The 17,256-nt window shown below is 68.6% G+C and carries 9 protein-coding genes and 1 tRNA gene; 3 read left to right on the top strand and 7 right to left on the bottom strand.

The features are described 5' to 3' along the window. Positions 1–158 precede the first annotated feature (158 nt). Together LGY53_RS41005 and LGY53_RS41000 are read right to left on the bottom strand one after the other, a co-directional pair. Positions 159–239: transfer RNA gene (locus LGY53_RS41005), tRNA-Tyr, on the bottom strand. A 470-nt stretch (positions 240–709) separates the two neighbouring features. Further along, on the bottom strand, positions 710–1,501 hold the full coding sequence (locus LGY53_RS41000) for an SAM-dependent methyltransferase (RefSeq protein ID WP_225732069.1): 792 nt from the start codon (positions 1,499–1,501) through the stop codon (positions 710–712). A gap of 189 nt (positions 1,502–1,690) precedes the next feature. Here LGY53_RS41000 and LGY53_RS40995 point away from each other — a divergent pair, with 189 nt between their 5' ends. Continuing rightward, the gene (locus LGY53_RS40995) at positions 1,691–2,065 is read left to right on the top strand and encodes a DoxX family protein (protein WP_225732068.1); all 375 of its coding nucleotides are present in this window, start codon (positions 1,691–1,693) and stop codon (positions 2,063–2,065) included. Here LGY53_RS40995 and LGY53_RS40990 read toward each other — a convergent pair whose 3' ends face one another. Then, positions 2,066–2,818, bottom strand: a complete 753-nt coding sequence (locus tag LGY53_RS40990) for an SDR family NAD(P)-dependent oxidoreductase (protein WP_225732067.1) — start codon at positions 2,816–2,818, stop codon at positions 2,066–2,068. A 44-nt stretch (positions 2,819–2,862) separates the two neighbouring features. Here LGY53_RS40990 and LGY53_RS40985 point away from each other — a divergent pair, with 44 nt between their 5' ends. Continuing rightward, a complete protein-coding gene (locus tag LGY53_RS40985) occupies positions 2,863–3,312 on the top strand; it encodes a MerR family transcriptional regulator (RefSeq protein ID WP_225732066.1) in 450 nt (149 codons plus the stop codon). Here LGY53_RS40985 and lipB read toward each other — a convergent pair. Further along, a complete protein-coding gene (gene lipB, locus LGY53_RS40980; protein WP_225732065.1) occupies positions 3,297–3,965 on the bottom strand; it encodes a lipoyl(octanoyl) transferase LipB in 669 nt (222 codons plus the stop codon). The two genes, LGY53_RS40985 and lipB, sit on opposite strands and share 16 nt — an antisense overlap. A 185-nt stretch (positions 3,966–4,150) precedes the next feature. On the opposite strand from lipB, the gene LGY53_RS40975 reads away from it, so the two are divergent. Beyond that, on the top strand, positions 4,151–5,011 hold the full coding sequence (locus LGY53_RS40975; RefSeq protein ID WP_225732064.1) for a helix-turn-helix transcriptional regulator: 861 nt from the start codon (positions 4,151–4,153) through the stop codon (positions 5,009–5,011). Here LGY53_RS40975 and LGY53_RS40970 read toward each other — a convergent pair. The 3 genes from LGY53_RS40970 to LGY53_RS40960 form a co-directional block, all read right to left on the bottom strand. Continuing rightward, the gene (locus LGY53_RS40970; RefSeq protein WP_225732063.1) at positions 5,008–5,835 is read right to left on the bottom strand and encodes an ABC transporter permease; all 828 of its coding nucleotides are present in this window, start codon (positions 5,833–5,835) and stop codon (positions 5,008–5,010) included. The genes LGY53_RS40975 and LGY53_RS40970 overlap by 4 nt on opposite strands. Next, the gene (locus LGY53_RS40965) at positions 5,832–6,653 is read right to left on the bottom strand and encodes an ABC transporter permease (RefSeq protein ID WP_225732071.1); all 822 of its coding nucleotides are present in this window, start codon (positions 6,651–6,653) and stop codon (positions 5,832–5,834) included. Before LGY53_RS40965 ends, LGY53_RS40970 begins: the two co-directional genes overlap by 4 nt. Before the next feature lie 83 nt (positions 6,654–6,736). Beyond that, on the bottom strand, positions 6,737–17,137 hold the full coding sequence (locus LGY53_RS40960; RefSeq protein WP_225732062.1) for a non-ribosomal peptide synthetase: 10,401 nt from the start codon (positions 17,135–17,137) through the stop codon (positions 6,737–6,739). Positions 17,138–17,256 lie beyond the last annotated feature (119 nt).

Genomic DNA, 17,256 nt, shown 5'->3' with positions numbered 1-17,256 from the left:
CGCCCTCCCCCGCCCCCACCCCGCGCCCCCCCCGGGGGGGGGGGGGGGGCCCGCCCCCCCCCCCCCCGGGGGGCGTGGGGGCTCGGCCCCCACAAAACACGACGATGATCGACCCCAGCGAAGGCGCACCCGCCGAGCAGGACACGCCTTCGATCGAGTGGGGCGCGCGGGATTCGAACCCACTCAGCAATGCGCTCGGTTTACAGCCGAGCCCGACTCTCCAACGTCGGCGCCGCCCCGGTGCTCGACGGCGCGGCGTTTCAGCGCGACCGGTCGAGCGGATGAGAACCGAGATATCGCATATCCGATCTCCCCTCGATGCCAGTAGTCCCACAACTAGTTGTCATGGTGCCGGAGCCCGGTTTTCGGTTCAACTCATTTTCGGCGTAACGCGTTGACCAACAGCGCGATTCAGCCGATACAGGGCGATGGCGGGACTGCGAGATGAACGTACGGCGAGAACGGCTGAGGCTGCTACGCCCGATAGCTGGTGGGGCTGCGGCACTGTCCCTTGTCATCGGCGGATTGCTGGCGTTGGACTACAACGGGCCTGACCTGGGTCCACTCTGCTGCATGCGCCTACTACCGGTTATCGGGCCGCTGCCCCCAAGCCAAAGCCCGCCAACGGGTCCTGTGTCGTTCCACGGGAACATGCGCTCGACCCCGTGCCCGGATGGGGTTCGGTGCGGCGACCGATGAGTAGATCCGCCTAAGGTTTGCGGCAGACGCAGCCGACTATCACCGCGCGGGAGGTGAAGTCGGGCTCGTCGAGCCATTCCTGGATGCGAACCACACCGGGGTCGAGGATTTCGAAGCCGTCCAGGTAGCTTGTCAACTTGCTCCTGGAGCGGTACGTGACCTGTATCGGGCTGTCCTCGATGGCCGCCCTGGCCTGTTCGACGAATACGGGGTCGGATTCGTCGGAGACATGAGTGACCACGAAATAGCTGCCGGGCACCATGGCCTCGCGGAAGCGGGCGATGATCCCGGCCGGGTCCGCGGCATCCATGACGAAGTGCAGGACGCCGACCAGCAGCACCGCGACCGGCTTGTCGAAATCGATCAGTTCGTCGTCGCGCAATCGCCCGATGAGCTCATCGGGATCGCGGACGTCCGCGAGTATCGGTGTGACACCCGGCAATCCGGACAGCGACGCGGTGCAGTGCATGTACACGACCGGGTCGTTGTCGACGCACACGATCTGCGCCGACGGGTCGCGCTCCTGCGCGACCTCGTACACGCTCGGCGAGGTCGGAATGCCCGCACCGAGATCGATGAACTGACGCACGCCCGCCTCGGCCGCCATGCGAACGCCCTTGATCAGAAAGCTGCGGCTCGCCTGTGCCAGAATTCGGGAATCGGGCGCGACCGCCAGCACACGACGGGCGTACTCTTGGTCCGCCTCGTAATTGTCCTTGCCGCCAAGCATGTAGTTGTATGCCCGCGCCGAGTTCGGCTTGTACGGATCGACCCCGCGGGGCGCGCGTCCACTGTTCGACACCGCACCTCCCTGCTATCTGCGCCGATCCTAACAAGCCGACTGCGCTGCTCGAATGGAACGGTGCGGGCAACAGGACCACCTTCACCGCATCGGACGGAAACGGACCCGAAAAACCAACCGCTGGTCGCACACTGGGGTCCGAATCAACCGGCGCGCAGTGTCCGGTCACCGCTGATCGAAAAGGGCATTATGAACCTCGCATTGTGGATCGCGGCAGGCGTACTGGCGATCATCTATGTGCCCGCGGGCACGATGGCGCTGGTGACGCCGAAGGAAAAACTGGCCGAGAACCCGAAATTCGGTGGTGTCGCGGCCTTTTCGGCGCCGGCGATCAAGGCGATCGGCGGCGCGGAGATACTCGGCGCCGCCGGTGTCGTCCTGCCGCAGGCCACGGGTATCGCCGCGATATTCACCCCGATCGCCGCCGCCTGCCTGGCCGTATTGCAGTGCGGCGCCGCGACTTTACATTTCCGGCGCGGCGAATACCAGGTGCTCCCGATCAATTTCACCTTGATCGCCGTGGCGGCCTTCCTCGCGGTCGGCCGCTTCGCCGGCTGGCATTGATCACGAAACCCGATGGTATTCCGCGAGCCACTCCTCGAACGACATCGCGGTGATCCGCTCGTTGTGCACCTCCGCGGCCGCATCCGAGGCCAGCCAGACGATGGACGGTCCCATCACCTCCGGTTCCAGCACCGGCAGCCCGTCGGGCACCTCGTCCGGGAACATGCCGGTGCGAGTCGCACTGCCCGGCAACAGGATATTGACCCGGACCGGGGTGTCGGCGAGTTCGGCCGCCATGATCCGCGACAGCGATTCGGTCCCGGCCCGCGACGGTCCGTACGGCGCGAATCCGGCCCGGAGCATCGACATGTGGTTGACCGACACGTTCACGATCCGCCCGGTCCCGGCCGCGAGCATGCGCGGCGTCATCTCCCGCGCCACCAAGAAGTAGCCGGTCAGATTGGTCTCCACCAGATCCCGGAAGGCCGCGGGCGCGATATTCCAGAACCCGTGCGGCCGGACCAGGAATCCGGGATCTATTGTCCGCATACCTATTCCGGCGTTGTTGACGAGCATATCGATACCGCCGAACCGCTCCCAAGCCTCATCGACGGCCGCCGCCACCGAAGCCTCGTCCCGCACATCCATACCCAAACCGATTGCGCCTGGCAGTTTTTCGGCGACCAGCCGGGCCCGCTCGGGATCGCGGCCGGTCACCGCGACACGAATTCCATTGTCCGCCAGGGCGACCGCCATGGCGTACCCGAGGCCGCCGGTCGCGCCGGTGATGAGGGCGGATTTCACTGAGTTCATTTCATCTCCTAGTGCAGGTTCGCCATGACGCTAGGATTTAGAGCGTGCTCGAAGTCAAGCAGCAGCCGATTCCCGCCGAAGGCCTCAGCATCGCCGAGGCCGCCCACCGCACCGGGGTCAGTGTGCACACCCTGCGCTATTACGAGCGCGCGGGCCTGGTCGTCACCGAGATCGATCGAACGGCGGGCGGCAGGCGCCGCTACCGTCGGCTCGACCTGGAGTGGATCACCATCTGCACCCGGCTGCGCGCCACCGGCATGCCCATCAGGGACATCCGGCGCTACGCCGAACTCGTCACCGCGGGCCGCGGCAACGAGGCACAGCGGCTGGAGCTGATGGAGGCGCACCGGGCCGCGGTGATCGCCAAAATAGCTGAGCTGCAAGACAATCTGGCGCTCATCGACCACAAGATCGACATCTACCGCGACCGACTCGTCGCGGGCGACGCCGACCGCCTCTGGGCCCCACTGCCCGCCGATCAGCTCGACGGCTGATCGTCGACCTCGATAGATTCCGAAGCCTCGAATGCGGCCGCCACCGTGCGCCGCACCTCGTCCATATTCGCCGCGCCCAGTTCACGGGCCACCGAGGTCATATCGACATCGGGCAGCCCGCAGGCCACGGCCCAGTGCCAGGGCTCCAGATCTCCGTCGACATTCATGGCGAAACCATGGCTGGTGACACCGCGGCTCTGCCGCATCCCGATCGATACGATCTTCCGGCCACTCGCCCTGGTCCACACACCGGTGAGCAGTTCGGAACCGGGCGGCGTATCCCGGCGCTCGGCCGCGAGGCCGAGTGCGCCGAGCGCATCGATCAGGCGGTGTTCGACCTCGCGGATATAGTCCACGACGCCCTCGCCCGGACCGAGCCGAACAATCAAATAACCGACCAGTTGGCCCGGTCCGTGGTAGGTGAGCTGCCCGCCGCGGGTCGTCTCGATCACCGGAATGTCGTGGGCCGGATCCGGCAGATGCGCGGCCGGCGTGCGCCGGCCGACGGTGTACACCTGCGGATGGCTGAGCAGCCACAGCGTATCCGGCAGCGCACCGCGTTGGCGCTGATCGACCAGCGCGACCATCCGCTCCATCGCCTTCTCGTAATCGACGAGTTCGTCATGGAGCAGGGTCAACGGCCGCGAGCGCATACCTGCGACCTTACGACGACGCCGTCCGAACCACCGGACCGCTCCGGCCGAATCGCCAATAGCGCTGACCCAGTGCGTAATTCGCCGATATGTCCGGCTACCGGCTCGGCCGACCGCACAGATGTCCGAATACGGCGAGGTGAACCGCTCATGGCGGCCGGGCCGGTGCGATAGTCTCTGATGGCATGGCAGGTAAGCGCACCGTCCTCACGGTCCGGTTGCGCCGGCTGGCGGCGCAGCTGTTCGAGCTGCGCGAACACGCCGGGCTCAGCAAAGAAGAGGTCAGCGGGAAGACCGGGATCAACGTCACCACGCTGTATCGCATCGAAACCGCGCAGGCCAGGCCGCAGCGGCGCACGCTGATGGCGATGCTCGACCTCTACGGCGTCACCGAACAGCAGCGCAGCGACGCGCTGCAACTGCTCACCGACGCGCTCAGGCCCGGTATGTCGCGTCCGTACGAGGGCAGCCTGTCGGAGGTGTACGCCGCGTACATCAATTTCGAAGCCGAGGCGCTGTCCGCGCGGCACTTCGAAACCTCGTTCATCCCAGGGCTTTTGCAGACCGAGCAGTACGCCATGGCGGTAATCGACACGGCCATGCCGAAATTGGAGGCCTCGGTGCTCGAGCAGCGGGCGCGGGCCAGAATGGACCGGGCCGGCGTGCTGACCAAGGAGGACGCGCTCGAACTCTGGGTGGTGATGGACGAGGCGGCCATCAGGCGGGTGGTCGGCGGTCCGACGGTGATGCGCGGCCAACTGGACCGCCTGCTCCAGGAAACCAAGCGCAAGAACGTGATTCTGCAGATCCTGCCGTTCGGCGCGGGCGCGCATCCCGCCATGACCGGTGCGTTCACCCTGCTCGACTTCCACGATCCGGCCGATCCGGAACTGGTGTACGTCGAGGGCATCGCGGGTGACGAGCTGATCGAGGGCCACCCGGAGATCCGGCGCTTCGGCGTGATGTTCGACCAGTTGCGGGCCATGGCGCTGAGCCCGCGCGATTCGATGGAGCTGATCACCGAGGCCGCGAAGGGATTGCGTTAAGTGCGGCTGGCCCGCCCGTACCCCACCGCCGCCGGAATCGCGAAAACCACTATGGCGCCGAGGGAATAGGCGACCGTGACGAGCAGTGGCCCGCGCACCGGACCGCCGAGCGAGAGCCCGCGCATCGCGTCGATGGCATAGCTCATCGGCTGATGCGCCACGATCGGCCGCGCCCAGCCCGGGTAGGCGGGCAGCGGAACGAATCCGCTGCTGAAGAACATCAGGATCGATGATCCGAGCGAAACCGCCTCGACCAGAGCGGCTTTCGCGCTGAATACGGCGATCGCGGTGACCATGGTCGCGAAGCCGAGTCCGAACAGCAGCGGCACCCCGAACAGCGCGACACCCGCGAGCAGACCCTGCCGGAACCGGAACCCGAGCGCGACGCCGACCACGAAAAGCACCACGGTGCACAGCAGGATCCGCACGCCCTCGGCCACGATCCGCGCCGCCAGGCCCGACGCGCGGTGCACCGGAAGCACCCAGAATCGCGCCAGCAGTCCGGCGTCGCGTTCCCGGCCCAGGGTGATCGCACCGGCCAGCGACCCGGACATCACGCCGACCAGTGCGACCATCGGCACCGACCCGTACAGCGCGCTCGCCCCGGAGAACGCCGAAATCTGGCGTCCCAGCACGATATTCAGCATGATCAGCAGCAGCGCCGGGAATACCAGCGACTGGATGACGGTGAGCGGATCACGCCACCAGCGGATCAGCAGCCGCTTGGTCTGGATCATTGTCTGCGGGAACAACAGCCGCAGCGTTTCGGTGCGGCCGGAGACCACGGGCAGGCCGAATTCGGCGGGCGTGGCTACCTCGGTCATGCCGACCTCCTGAGCGAGACCACGACGGCGGCGGCGCCGAAAACCAGTGCCAGACCGAGCGGCCAGGCCAGCGCCGGACCCATGATCGGCCAATCCACCGCGCCCGCATTGGGTGTGGAATCACCGGCCAATGCGCGCAGCCCGTAGACGAATTGCGATACCGGCTGGTTGCGCGCGAAAGCCTGTATCCACGTCGGGAATTGGTGAGCGGGCGCGAATCCGGTGGACACCATGCCGAGTATCAGCTGCGGCAGGATGAGCGCCTGCGTCGTGGCCTCGGGACTCTTGGAGAGACTGCCGAGCAGATCGGCGCCCAAGCAGAGCGCCAACCCGATCAACAGCGCGAACCCGATGAATCCCACTGTGTCCCAACAGGTTCCGTAGAAGCGAAAACCGATCACCCGGCCGCATACCAGCGCGGCGGCCAATGCGATCCCGACCCGGTACAGCGCCGCCGTCAGCCGGGCGGCGAGCGGGATCACCGCAGCCATCGGCAGCGACCCGAAGCGCAGGTTCAGCCCGTCCCTGGCGTCGACCGCGGCCCGGAACGAGGCCGAGATGGCACAGAACGCCACCGCCTGCATCACGATCATCGGCATCAGGAACTGTGCGTAGCTACTGAGTCCGTGCCCGTATAACGACATCACCAGGTTCAGCGGGACATAGAAACCGACGGTGAAGATGGTCGGCGCGAGCAACGCGGTGATCACCTCGCCGTTGCGCAGCGACGGGCGGATCAGCCTGCGCGTCAGCACCCACCACTGCGCCAGGGTGGCCGTGCGCGGTGCGGGCGCGTCGACCAGCACCTCGGCCCGCATCCCGATGCTCATCCCGCCGCCGTTCGTCCGCACCCGTCCATGGTGCTCGACTTCCCCGCCGGAATCCGGCGATCCAGGTCCTTTCAGCATGTCGCACGCAGCTCCGGACGGTCCAGCCGCGCGTGCTCCGCCAGCACCCTGCCGATTTCCGGCAGCGCGCGCGGCGCGGTCATCTCATCGTGGGCGACCGGCAGCGGGTAGGTGGTGATCGCGCCGGTGACATGCGGCCGCCACCGCTGGGCGGCCGCATCCGGGTCGGTCTTCGGCGTACCGTCCGGCTCGTATGCCGCGGCGAAGAAGATCAGGTCGCCGTCGTAGCGGGACGGCCGATAGCCGGGCACCATCCGGACCGCCGCGTTGTAGGAGTCGGTGAGCCGGATCAGGTCGGCGGCGGTGACGTCGAGCGCGCCGGCCAGCGTCGCGCGGATGGTCGCCGCCGCGGCGTCGGCGGTCAGCTCCGGCGAATCGGTGTGCACGCCGAACACCGGTCCGAAGGCGTGCACGAATTCGCCGGGTGTCCACGGTTCGGGCGAATCCACCTGCCGCGCGGCGAGATCCGCGTCGAGCAGGGTCAGCCGCACCGATTCGCCCGCGCGCCGCAGCCGGGCGGCGATCTCGTGCGCGACGAAGCCACCGAACGACCACCCGAGCAGTTCGTACGGTCCGTGCGGTGCTACCTCGCGGATCTCGCGCACATACCTGCGCGCGTACTCGCGAATCGTGCTCGGCGCGAGTTCGCCTGCAGTGCCCGATAATTCGGGCGCCTGCAACCCATAGACCGGGCGCTCCGGCTCGAGGTGCGCGGCGAGGCCGGAGTAGCTCCAGGCGAGTCCGGAAGCGGGGGCGACGCAGAACAGCGGCGGCAGTTCGGGATTCGCGACCGGACGGATCGGCAGCAGCACGTCCAGCGCGGAGCGCGCGGCACGGCGTTCGGCCGCACCCGCCGTACCCGCGCAGATCTTCTCGGCCAGCCCACCGACCGTCGAATCGGCGAATATGGCCAGCACCGCCACCTCGGCACCGAGCGCCTCGCGCAGGGCGCGTACCGCGCGCACCGCGCTGAGCGAATTGCCGCCGAGCGCGAAGAAATCGTCGTCCAGACCGATTCCGGCCGGATCGATGTCGAGCACCCCGGCGTACGCCTCGGCCACCGCACGCTCGATATCCGTCCCGGCGGGCCGGAAGACCCCGGAACGGCGGCGGACCGGAATCCGGTTGCCGTCAGCCAGATTTCGCGCCGTCAGCGCTGCCTGCTCGGCCGGTGAGTCGAACAGGTCGATCGCGCCGACGCGAACCCGCGGATCGGCGAGCACCGCCCGGACGGCCCGATGCAGCGCCGCGCCGAATCCGGTAACCGTGTCCTCGTCGAAAAGCTCGGCGGCATAGTCGAAGTGGCCGTCGATACCGTCCGGCGCGCCGGAATCGTCGAGTTGTTCGGCGATATGCAGGTGCAGATCGAACTGGGAGATCCCGGTTTCGATATCCACTGCCGCGAATTCCAGCCCGGGCAGCGCGAATCGGGTGGGTGCGAGGTTCTCGAACGAGAAGGCCACCTGATACAGCGGATGCCATGCGGTGGACCGGACCGGGTCCAGCGCCTCCACCAACTGTTCGAACGGCACATCGGTGTTGGCCAGCGCGCGCAGGTCGCGCTCCCGGATATCGGTGAGCAGTTCGATGAACGATCGATCCGCCCGCACCTCGGTGCGGAACACCACGGTGTTCACGAACATGCCGACGAGATCGTCCAATTCGGGTGCGCCGCGCCCGGCCACCGGGGTGCCGACGGCAATGTCCGCGGTGCCCGACAGCCGGGCCAGCAGCACCGCGAACAGCGAGTGCAGCAGCATGAACAGCGAAACATTGTGGGCGCGTGCCAGTTCCGCCAGCGCGGCATGGGTGGCCGCATCCAGTTCGAAGGGTATGCGGCCACCGCGCGTCCCGAGCACCCGCGGGCGCGGGCGATCGGTGGGCAGCGGCAGATAGCCGGGCAGGCCGGCCAGTTCCTGCCGCCAGAACGTGAGCTGTTGTGCCGCGACCGATGCCGGGTCGTCCGCCGAGCCGAGCAGATCACGTTGCCAGAGCGCGAAATCGGCGTACTGGACCGGCAGCGGCGTCCACTCCGGTGCGGTCGCGGCGGCGCGGGCCGCATAGGCGACGGCGATATCACGGGCCAGCGGGGTGAACGACCAACCGTCACCGGCGATGTGATGCAGCACCAGCACCAGTACATGCTCGCGCGGGCCGAGCCGCAGCACCGCACCGCGCACCGGAACCTCGGCCGTCACATCGAACGGCGCCATCGCCATTTCCCGGACACAGTGTTCGGCAACGGCTTCGGTGACCTCGCGAACGGGCAGTTCGACTTCGGCGGCGGGCCGGACCACCTGTACCGGACCCTGCTCCGTCTCCGGATACACGGTGCGCAATACCTCGTGCCGCGCCACCAGGTCGGCAATTGCCGAGCGCAGTGCGGCCAGATCCAATTCGCCGGTGAGGCGCAGCGCGATCGGCATGTTGTACGCGCCGGAATCGGTGTCGAGCCGGTTCAGGAACCACATCCGCCGCTGTGCGAGCGACAAGGGGGCCGCGCCGGAACGCTCGTAGCGACGCAATGGCGGACGCGCGCTGCGCTCTTCGGTATGCACGGCGGCCAACCGCGCGGCGGTCGGTGCGTCGAACAGGTCGCGCAGACCGACCGCGACGGACCGGGTCGCGTGCAACCTGCTCACGACTTTCGTTGCGAGCAGGGAGTTTCCGCCCAGCTCGAAGAAGGAGTCGTCGATGCCGATCCCCTCGACGCCCAGCACCTCGGCGAACACCTCGACGATCGCCCGCTCCCGCGGTGTGCGCGGGGCGCGGTGGGTCCGGCGCGCGGCCGGACCGGGCGCTGGCAGCGCGGCACGGTCGAGCTTGCCGACCGGCGTCATCGGAATGCTGTCCAGCACAATGATTGCCGAGGGCACCATGTAGGAGGGCAGGGTGGCCGCGAGCTGTTCACGCGCCAGGTCGGTGTCCACCCGCGCGCCGGGCGCGGGCAACACATAGGAAACCAGCGTCGTACCGCTCGTCTCGACCGCGTGCCCGACCGTGACCGCGAAGTCGATATCCGCGAGACCCGTGAGGGCGCTGTCGATTTCGCCGAGTTCGACCCGCAAGCCCCGGATCTTCACCTGGAAGTCGCTGCGGCCCAGGTATTCCAGCGCGCCGCCGTCCGACGGCCTGCGCACCAGGTCACCGGTGCGATACATGCGCTCACCCGGCCCGCCGAACGGATCGGCGACGAAACGCCCTGCGGTCAAACCGAACCGGCCGAGGTAGCCGCGGGCCAGCGCCGGTCCGGCCAGGTATAGCTCGCCGACCGCGCCCGCGGGGACCGGGCGCAACCAGTCATCGAGAACCAGGGCGGTCGCGCCGTGGATCGGCCCGCCGATGGTGATCGATTCGCCCGCCGTCAGCGGGGCGCTTCCGGTGGCCCAGATGGTGAATTCGCTCGGCCCGTACAGATTCCGCATGCGGCGGCCCGGCGCCCACTTGGCCACCAGCTCCGGCCCGCAGGCCTCACCCGCGACGGCGAGCAGCCGCAGATCCGGCAGCCGCTCCGGTTCCATGGTCGCCAGCGCCGACGGGGTGATCACCGTGTGCGTGACGCCCTCGGCACGCAGCAGATCCTCCAGTGCCGCACCGGCGTACACATCCGGGCTCGCTACCACCAGCCGCCCGCCGTGCACGTGGGCGAGCAGCATTTCGAAGACCGACGCGTCGAAGCTCGGCGACGCGACGTGCAGCACCCGGGCATCCGGTCCGGTGTGCAACGAATCACGCTGCGCGGCGACAACTCCGGCCAGGCCACGGTGACCGAGCTGCACCGCCTTCGGCCTGCCGGTGGAGCCGGAGGTGTAGATCAGGTAGGCGGTCTGGTCGAGGCGGATCGGCGCACCGCGTTCGATATCGGTGATCGGACCGGCGGACCGGCTCAGCGAATCGGCAACGGTGGCAACGTCGTCCAGCACCAGCCAGTCCACGGTCGCGGGCAGGTTGGCGCGGCTGCCGTCGACCGTCAGGCCGATTCCGGCGTGCGCGTCCGCGACCACGTTGGCGATGCGGTCGGCCGGATGGCCGGGATCCACCGGGACGAAGGCCGCACCGGACTTGGCGACCGCCCACACCGCGACCACCGAATCGATCGAGCGGGGCAGGGCGAGCAGCACCCGGTCCTCCGGGCCGACACCGCGTTCGAGCAGCAACCTGGCCAAACGATTTCCCCGGCGATCGAGTTCGCGATACGTCAGCCGGATGTCGTTGTGCGAGAGCGCGACGGCATCCGGATACGCCGCGACCGAAGCGGCGAGCAGTTCCGGCAAGGTACGTTGCGCCGGGGCGGCGGGACCGGTGATGACAGCCGGTCCGGCGGGTTCCAGTGCGACGACACGGGTTTCGGCGTCGATACTACCGATCCGGGCCAGCAGCGCCGCGAAGCGATCCAGCAGTGCGGTCGCGGACTCCGCGTCGAGCACACCGGCCTGGTATTTGAGCGTCACATGCAGGGTCTCCTCCGAAGAACCTCCAGCACCCCGGTGCGGCATGACCTGAAGGCTCAGCGGATAAGGGGTACCGTCGGCGCCGGTCACGTCGAGCACCCGCATCCCGGCGATATCCGGCATGGCGGCCAAGGCGTCGCGGTCCACCGGATAGGACTCGAATACCGTTGCCGTATCGAATAATTCGCCGAGCCCGGCGGCGCGCTGAATATCCGCGAGCCCGAGATGCTGATGGTCGAGCAGTTCGGTTTGCGCGGCGCGAGTGCGGCGCAGCAGTTCGGTGACGGTCAGCCCGGGGGCCAGGCGCACCCGGACCGGGACGGTGTTGATGAACAACCCGATGGTCTGCTCGACACCGGCCAGCTGCGGCGGGCGGCCTGCGACGGTACCGCCGAATACCACGTCATCGCGACCGGTCCTGGCGCGCAGGATGAGCGCCCACGCCACCTGCACTGCGGTATTCAGCGTCGCGCCGCTATCGCGGACCACATCCCGCACGGCCGCAACGGTTTCCGCGTCGATCACCGTGGTGATCGCACCGGCGGGCGCACCCGGGACGGGTGTCGCGGCGGCGAGCGTCGGCGCGTCGATGCCGGAAAGCGCACGCGCCCAGGCGGTTTCCGCGGCTGCGCGGTCCTGGGCGGCCAGCCAGGCGAGGAAATCGCGGTAGGACGGTGCGGGCGGCAGGGCGCTCGCGTCGCCGTCGGTCGCGTAGAGGGTCAACAGCTCCTGTACGAGCAGCGGTGTCGACCAGCCGTCGAGCAGGATGTGATGGTTGGTCAGCAGCAGGCGGTAGGCGTCCGCGCCGATCCGGATCAGGTGCAGGCGCAGCAGCGGCGGCTCGGTCAGGTCGAATGGCGTCGCCGCGTCGGCGGCCAGCAGTTCGGCGTAGGCGTCCGCGTCGGCGATTTCGCTGAAACGCCAGGGTATTTTGCCCTCACCGACAACGAGCTGCCTCGGCCCGTCGTCGGTGAGCGCGAATGCCGTCCGGAGACTGTCGTGCCGGATCAGCAGCGCGGTGGCGGCGCGCCGCAGCCGGGCTCGGTCGACGGTTCCGGACAGCGACAGCACGGTCTGCACCAGGTAGGTATCCGCGCCCGCGGCGAGGCCGGCGTGGAAGTACAGACCGAACTGCAGCGGGGACAGCGGCCACACCTCGGTGAGCGCCGGATACCGGCGCTCCCAGCCGTCGATATCGCCCTGCGCGGTCGCGACGAGCGGGAAATCCGACGGGGTGTGCCCGCCCGCGGCGGCGGATTCGGCGTGCCGGGCCAGTGCGCGCAGCGCGGCAACCCACAGCCGCGCCAGCGCCGCCACCTCCTCCTCGGTGACGATCAGTCCGGCATACGTCCAGGTGGCCCGCAGCTGGTCGCCGTCGGTCAGCGCGTTCACGTCGAGCACAGCGGGCAGCGGCATCGCCGGATCCTGGGTGACCGCGAACGGCGTTGCCGCACCGGACCTTTCCCGGCTCGGCAGCCATGGCCCGGTGAACTCCGCCCGCACCCGGCCGAGATAGTTGAAACCCAGCTGCGGCGCGGGCCGCTCGGCGAGCACCGGCGCCGTCACCGGATTCAGATGGCGCAGCAGGCCATACCCGATCCCGTTGTCCGGCACCGTGCGCAGCTGTTCCTTGATCAGCTTGATCGCCCGTCCGGCCGCGGAACCGCCCGCGAACGCCTCGTCGATATCGATTCCGGTGAGATCGAGCCCGACCGGGAAGACAGTGGTGAACCAGCCGACTGTCCGGCTGAGCTCGGCATGGGCCGAAATCCCCTGCCCCACATGCTCCTCACGCCCGTGACCCTCCAGCGCGACAACCAAACGCGGCACCGGCGCTCCCCCACCGATCGCATGCCGCTCGCGCCCATGATCCGCCAGCGCGGCAACCGAGCAGGGTACCGGTGTTCCGGCGATCGCATAGTCCGCACGATCATGCCCCACCTCGCGCTCCCGCCGCCATCGGGCGACTGCCAGCGCCAACGCCGTCAGCAACATATCGTTCGCACCACCGTGGAAGCGCTCCACAAGAGTGCCGAGTACGGCGGTGGTTATCTCGGCGGGCACCTGAATGTCGATGCGCCCCATGGTTGCGACGGTGTCGATCGCGGGATCGAGCTGCCGCACACCGAGGCTCGTCTCCGCACCGTCGAGCGTGCGTTCCCAGAACGGACGCTCGGCGACCCGTTGCGGCCGCACCGCCTCGTCGACCAGCGCCTGCGCCCAGCGCCGCGCCGAGGTGCCGACATCCATCAGTTCAGGCGCGCGCCCGGCCGACACCTGCCCCCACGCGGTCAACAGATCCGGCAGCAGAATCCGCCAGGAAACCCCGTCCACCACCAGGTGATGCAGCACCAACCACAGCGAACCCGGCTGTCCCGCACCACGATCCAGCCACACCGCGCGCGACACCACCCCCGAGCGCGGGTCCAGCAGGTCGGCTGCGGCCGCCAATTCCCGCTCGACCAATTCGGCCTCGGAAATGTCCGCTCCGATGATCGCGGACGCGGTGCGCGGGTCCAGATCGGCAGTCAGCGCGGCACACACGGGAACGCCGAGATGCGCATGCCACAGCATGGATTCAGCCCGGACAGCGCCGACAGGGCGAGCGTTGAGCGTCCATCCGTCGCCGTTTCTATCGAGCCGTGCCCGCAGCATGTCATGCCGATCGATGACCGCTTGCAGAGTGGCGACGAGGGTCGGCTCGTCGATGCCGACCGGCAGCTCCACCAGCATCGCCTGCGCGAATCTATCGAAATGACCGTGAGCGAGCAGACTTTCGGCGATGGGCAGTGGGCGCATCGGGCCGATGCCGCCGCCCGGCAGCTCATCGAGTACCGGCGCGGCCGCCGCGATATCGGTGGCAACGGCGGCCAATCCGGCAACGGTCTTGCGCTCGAACACATCTCGCGCGCCGAAGGCGATGCCCGCGGCCTTGGCGCGGGCCACCAGCTGCACCGAGACGATGCTGTCCCCGCCGAGTGCGAAGAAACTGTCGTCGGCTCCCACCGAATCGATGCCGAGCACCTCGGCGAACAGAACGGCGATCAGCCGTTCGCGTTCGGTCGCCGGTGCGTGCGAAATGCGCTCGCGGACGGTGAAATCCGGTGCGGGCAGGGCCGCGCGGTCGATTTTGCCCGCGGTGGTGAGCGGGAATTCCGCGACCGGCACGATCGCGGCGGGCACCAGGTGCTCCGGCAGGAATCCGGCGACGAAGCTCGTCAGCTCGTCCGGATCGACGCCCGGATCGACGACGACATAGGAAACCAGAACGGCGCCGCCCGCGGGAGTCGCCGTCGGCATCGTAAACGCCTGTGCCACAGCAGGATGCCGCAACAGCCCGCCATCGACCTCGCCCGGTTCGACACGCAGCCCGCGCAGCTGCACCTGTGCGTCATCGCGCCCGAGGAACTCCAGAACGTAGCCTTCGCCCCGGACGACCCAGCGCACCAGATCCCCGGTGCGATACATCCGCTCGCCGAACGGCGCGGCCACGAAACGCGCCGCGGTGAGCGCGAATCGGCCCAGATAGCCGCGGGCCACACCCGGCCCGGTCAGATACAGCTCGCCGACCGCGCCGACCGGCATCGGCCGCAGCGCGCGGTCGAGCACCACCGCCGCGACCCCGCGCATCGGACCGCCGATGGTGACCGGCTCACCCGCGACCATCGGCGCGCTGTAGGTGGCGGCGACCGTCACCTCGGTCGGGCCGTAACTGTTGCTCAACCGCACCCGATTCGCCCACCGCGCCACGAGATCCGGCGGGCAGGCCTCACCGCCGACCACGACGGCCCGCAGCTCGGGCAGCAGCGCCGGATCCACGGTGGCCAGCACCGCCGGTGCGACGGACAGCGCGTTCACCCGGGAATCCCGCAGCACCGCCGCCAACTCCGCGCCCGCATACGCCCGCGGCGGCACGATCACCGAGGTCGCCCCCGTCGCGAAGGCGACGAGCAACTCCTCGATCGAGGAGTCGAAACTCGGCGAATCCGCGTGTCCGACCCGGGAATCCGGGCCGACCAGCAATGCGTCCCGCGATTCCGCGACCAGATTGGCCAGCCCCCGGTGCGAAACCACCACGCCCTTGGGCATTCCCGTCGATCCGGACGTGTAGATGACATAGGCGGCGTTGTCGAGGTGAACCGGCACCGCCACCGGATCGGAAGATACTGCGGCGCAAAGCGTTTCGAGCTCGTCCAGGACCAGCCAGTCCACCTCGTCGGGTAATCCGGACAGCACGGCGGCCACGGTGAGCCCGAGCGAAACGCCGGAATCTCGCACCATGTGTCGCAGTCGCTCGACGGGCAGCGCCGGATCGATCGGCACGAACGCCGCGCCGGTCTTGGCCACCGCCCACACCGCGAGCACCGATGCGACCGATCGACCGATCGCCATCCCGACCATGGTCTCCGGCCCCGCACCGCGCGCGATCAGCACCCGCGCGAGTCGCGAAGAGCGAGCGTCGAGTTCGGCATAGGTCAGCTCAACCGTTCCGGCCAGTACGGCCACCCCGTCCCGGTTCCGCGCGACACCGGCCGCCAGCAGTTCCGGGAGGGTCACCGGCGCAACCGATTCCGTCCCGGATACCGGCACGAGCGCGGCCAGCTCCGCCGGTTCCGACAATTCGATCTCCGAAACCCGTTGCTGCGCACCCGCTGCCAGGAACCGGTGCAGGTAGCCGACGAAACGCTGATGATGGCGGGCCAATTCGGATTCGGTATAGCGATTCGGATTGGCCTGGAAGTCGATATGGGTGCTCTCCCCCGCGATTCCGGGATACAGGTTGACGAACAGATCCTCGATCAGCCCGGAGGTGAGCACGTGCAGCCGCCCCGTCGCCGTACCGAGCACCACCTTGTTGTCGAAGGCCATGATGTTGACCGACGGCCCGAATCCGGCCATCCGGTCGGCGGCGAAGCCGAGGTCGCGCAGGATGTCCTCCTGCCGATACCGCTGCCTGCGCAGCGCGCCGGTGAGTTCGTGCTGGGTGGCGCGAATCGCCTCGCCCACCGTGGTTTCGGCCGTCCCGATCCGCAGCGGCACCACATTCGCCACCATGCCGCCCGAACGCCGCAGCGCGGCCGTGGTGCGCGCCGAGACCGGCAGGCTCAGCAGCACCTCGTCGTGCGCGGATTTCCGAGCGCCACAGGTCATCCGGGACAGGTAGGCGGCGAAGGCCGCGACCAGCACCGGCGCCGCGCTCGAATTCGCCTGGCGCGCGACCCGTTCCAGCAGTTCGGCGGTCTCCTGCGGCAGCGTCGCGCTGACCAGCAACGGATGTGCGTCGGCGGGCGCCGTCGAGGTGGAAAGGCTCGGCGCTGCGGGCGCGCCGTCCAGCCGTCGCGCCCAGTATTCGCGGTCGGCCCGGAATCGGTCCGAATCCCGGTACGCGGCATCGGCGGCCACGATCTCCGTCAGACATTGCGCGCGCGACGGCGGCTCCGGCTCCCCGTGCACCCGCGCGGTGTAGAGCTCGGCTATCCGCGCGACCATGGTCGCCGCGGCGTATCCGTCCAGCGCGATGTGGTGAATCCGGGTGTACCACAGGTATTTGCGGTCCGCGACGCGCAGCACCGCACCGCGGACCAGGCGGTCGCGCAGCAGGTCGAGCGGCGCGGTGTAGTCGGCCCGCATCCACTCCCGCGCGACGTCGAGCGGATCGGGTGCGCCACGCAGATCGATGACGTCCGGTTCGGTCGCCAACTCGGGATCGACCTGCTGATAAGGGATTCCATCGATCTCGAGCAGCCGCAGATAGCCGGTGCCGAATTCGCGGCCGACCCGCAGCCCCACCTCGGTGAGCACATCCAGGTCCAGCTCGCCATCGATCTCGATGTACTGGGCCATCGAGATCGGCGCGGCGCCCGCCACCTGCTGGGCGAACCAGATGCCGCGCTGCGCCGCGGACAGCGGGAACGGTCCGGCCACCGCATCGCGGTATGTCATTTCGTCGGATTCCATGCGACGCTGGGGCATCGTTCCTCGCTCGAAGTCGTCCTACCCACCGAATCCGGGCGTTCGCCACAAACGCGCCGGTCCTTCGGTTTCAAATCTCGCCCGAGCGG

It is taken from the genome of Nocardia sp. JCM 34519.1, assembly GCF_020361265.1.
GTDB lineage: Bacteria > Actinomycetota > Actinomycetes > Mycobacteriales > Mycobacteriaceae > Nocardia > Nocardia arthritidis_A.
Note: the sequence above shows the minus strand (reverse complement) of the source record. Positions and strands in the feature narration are given on the sequence as shown.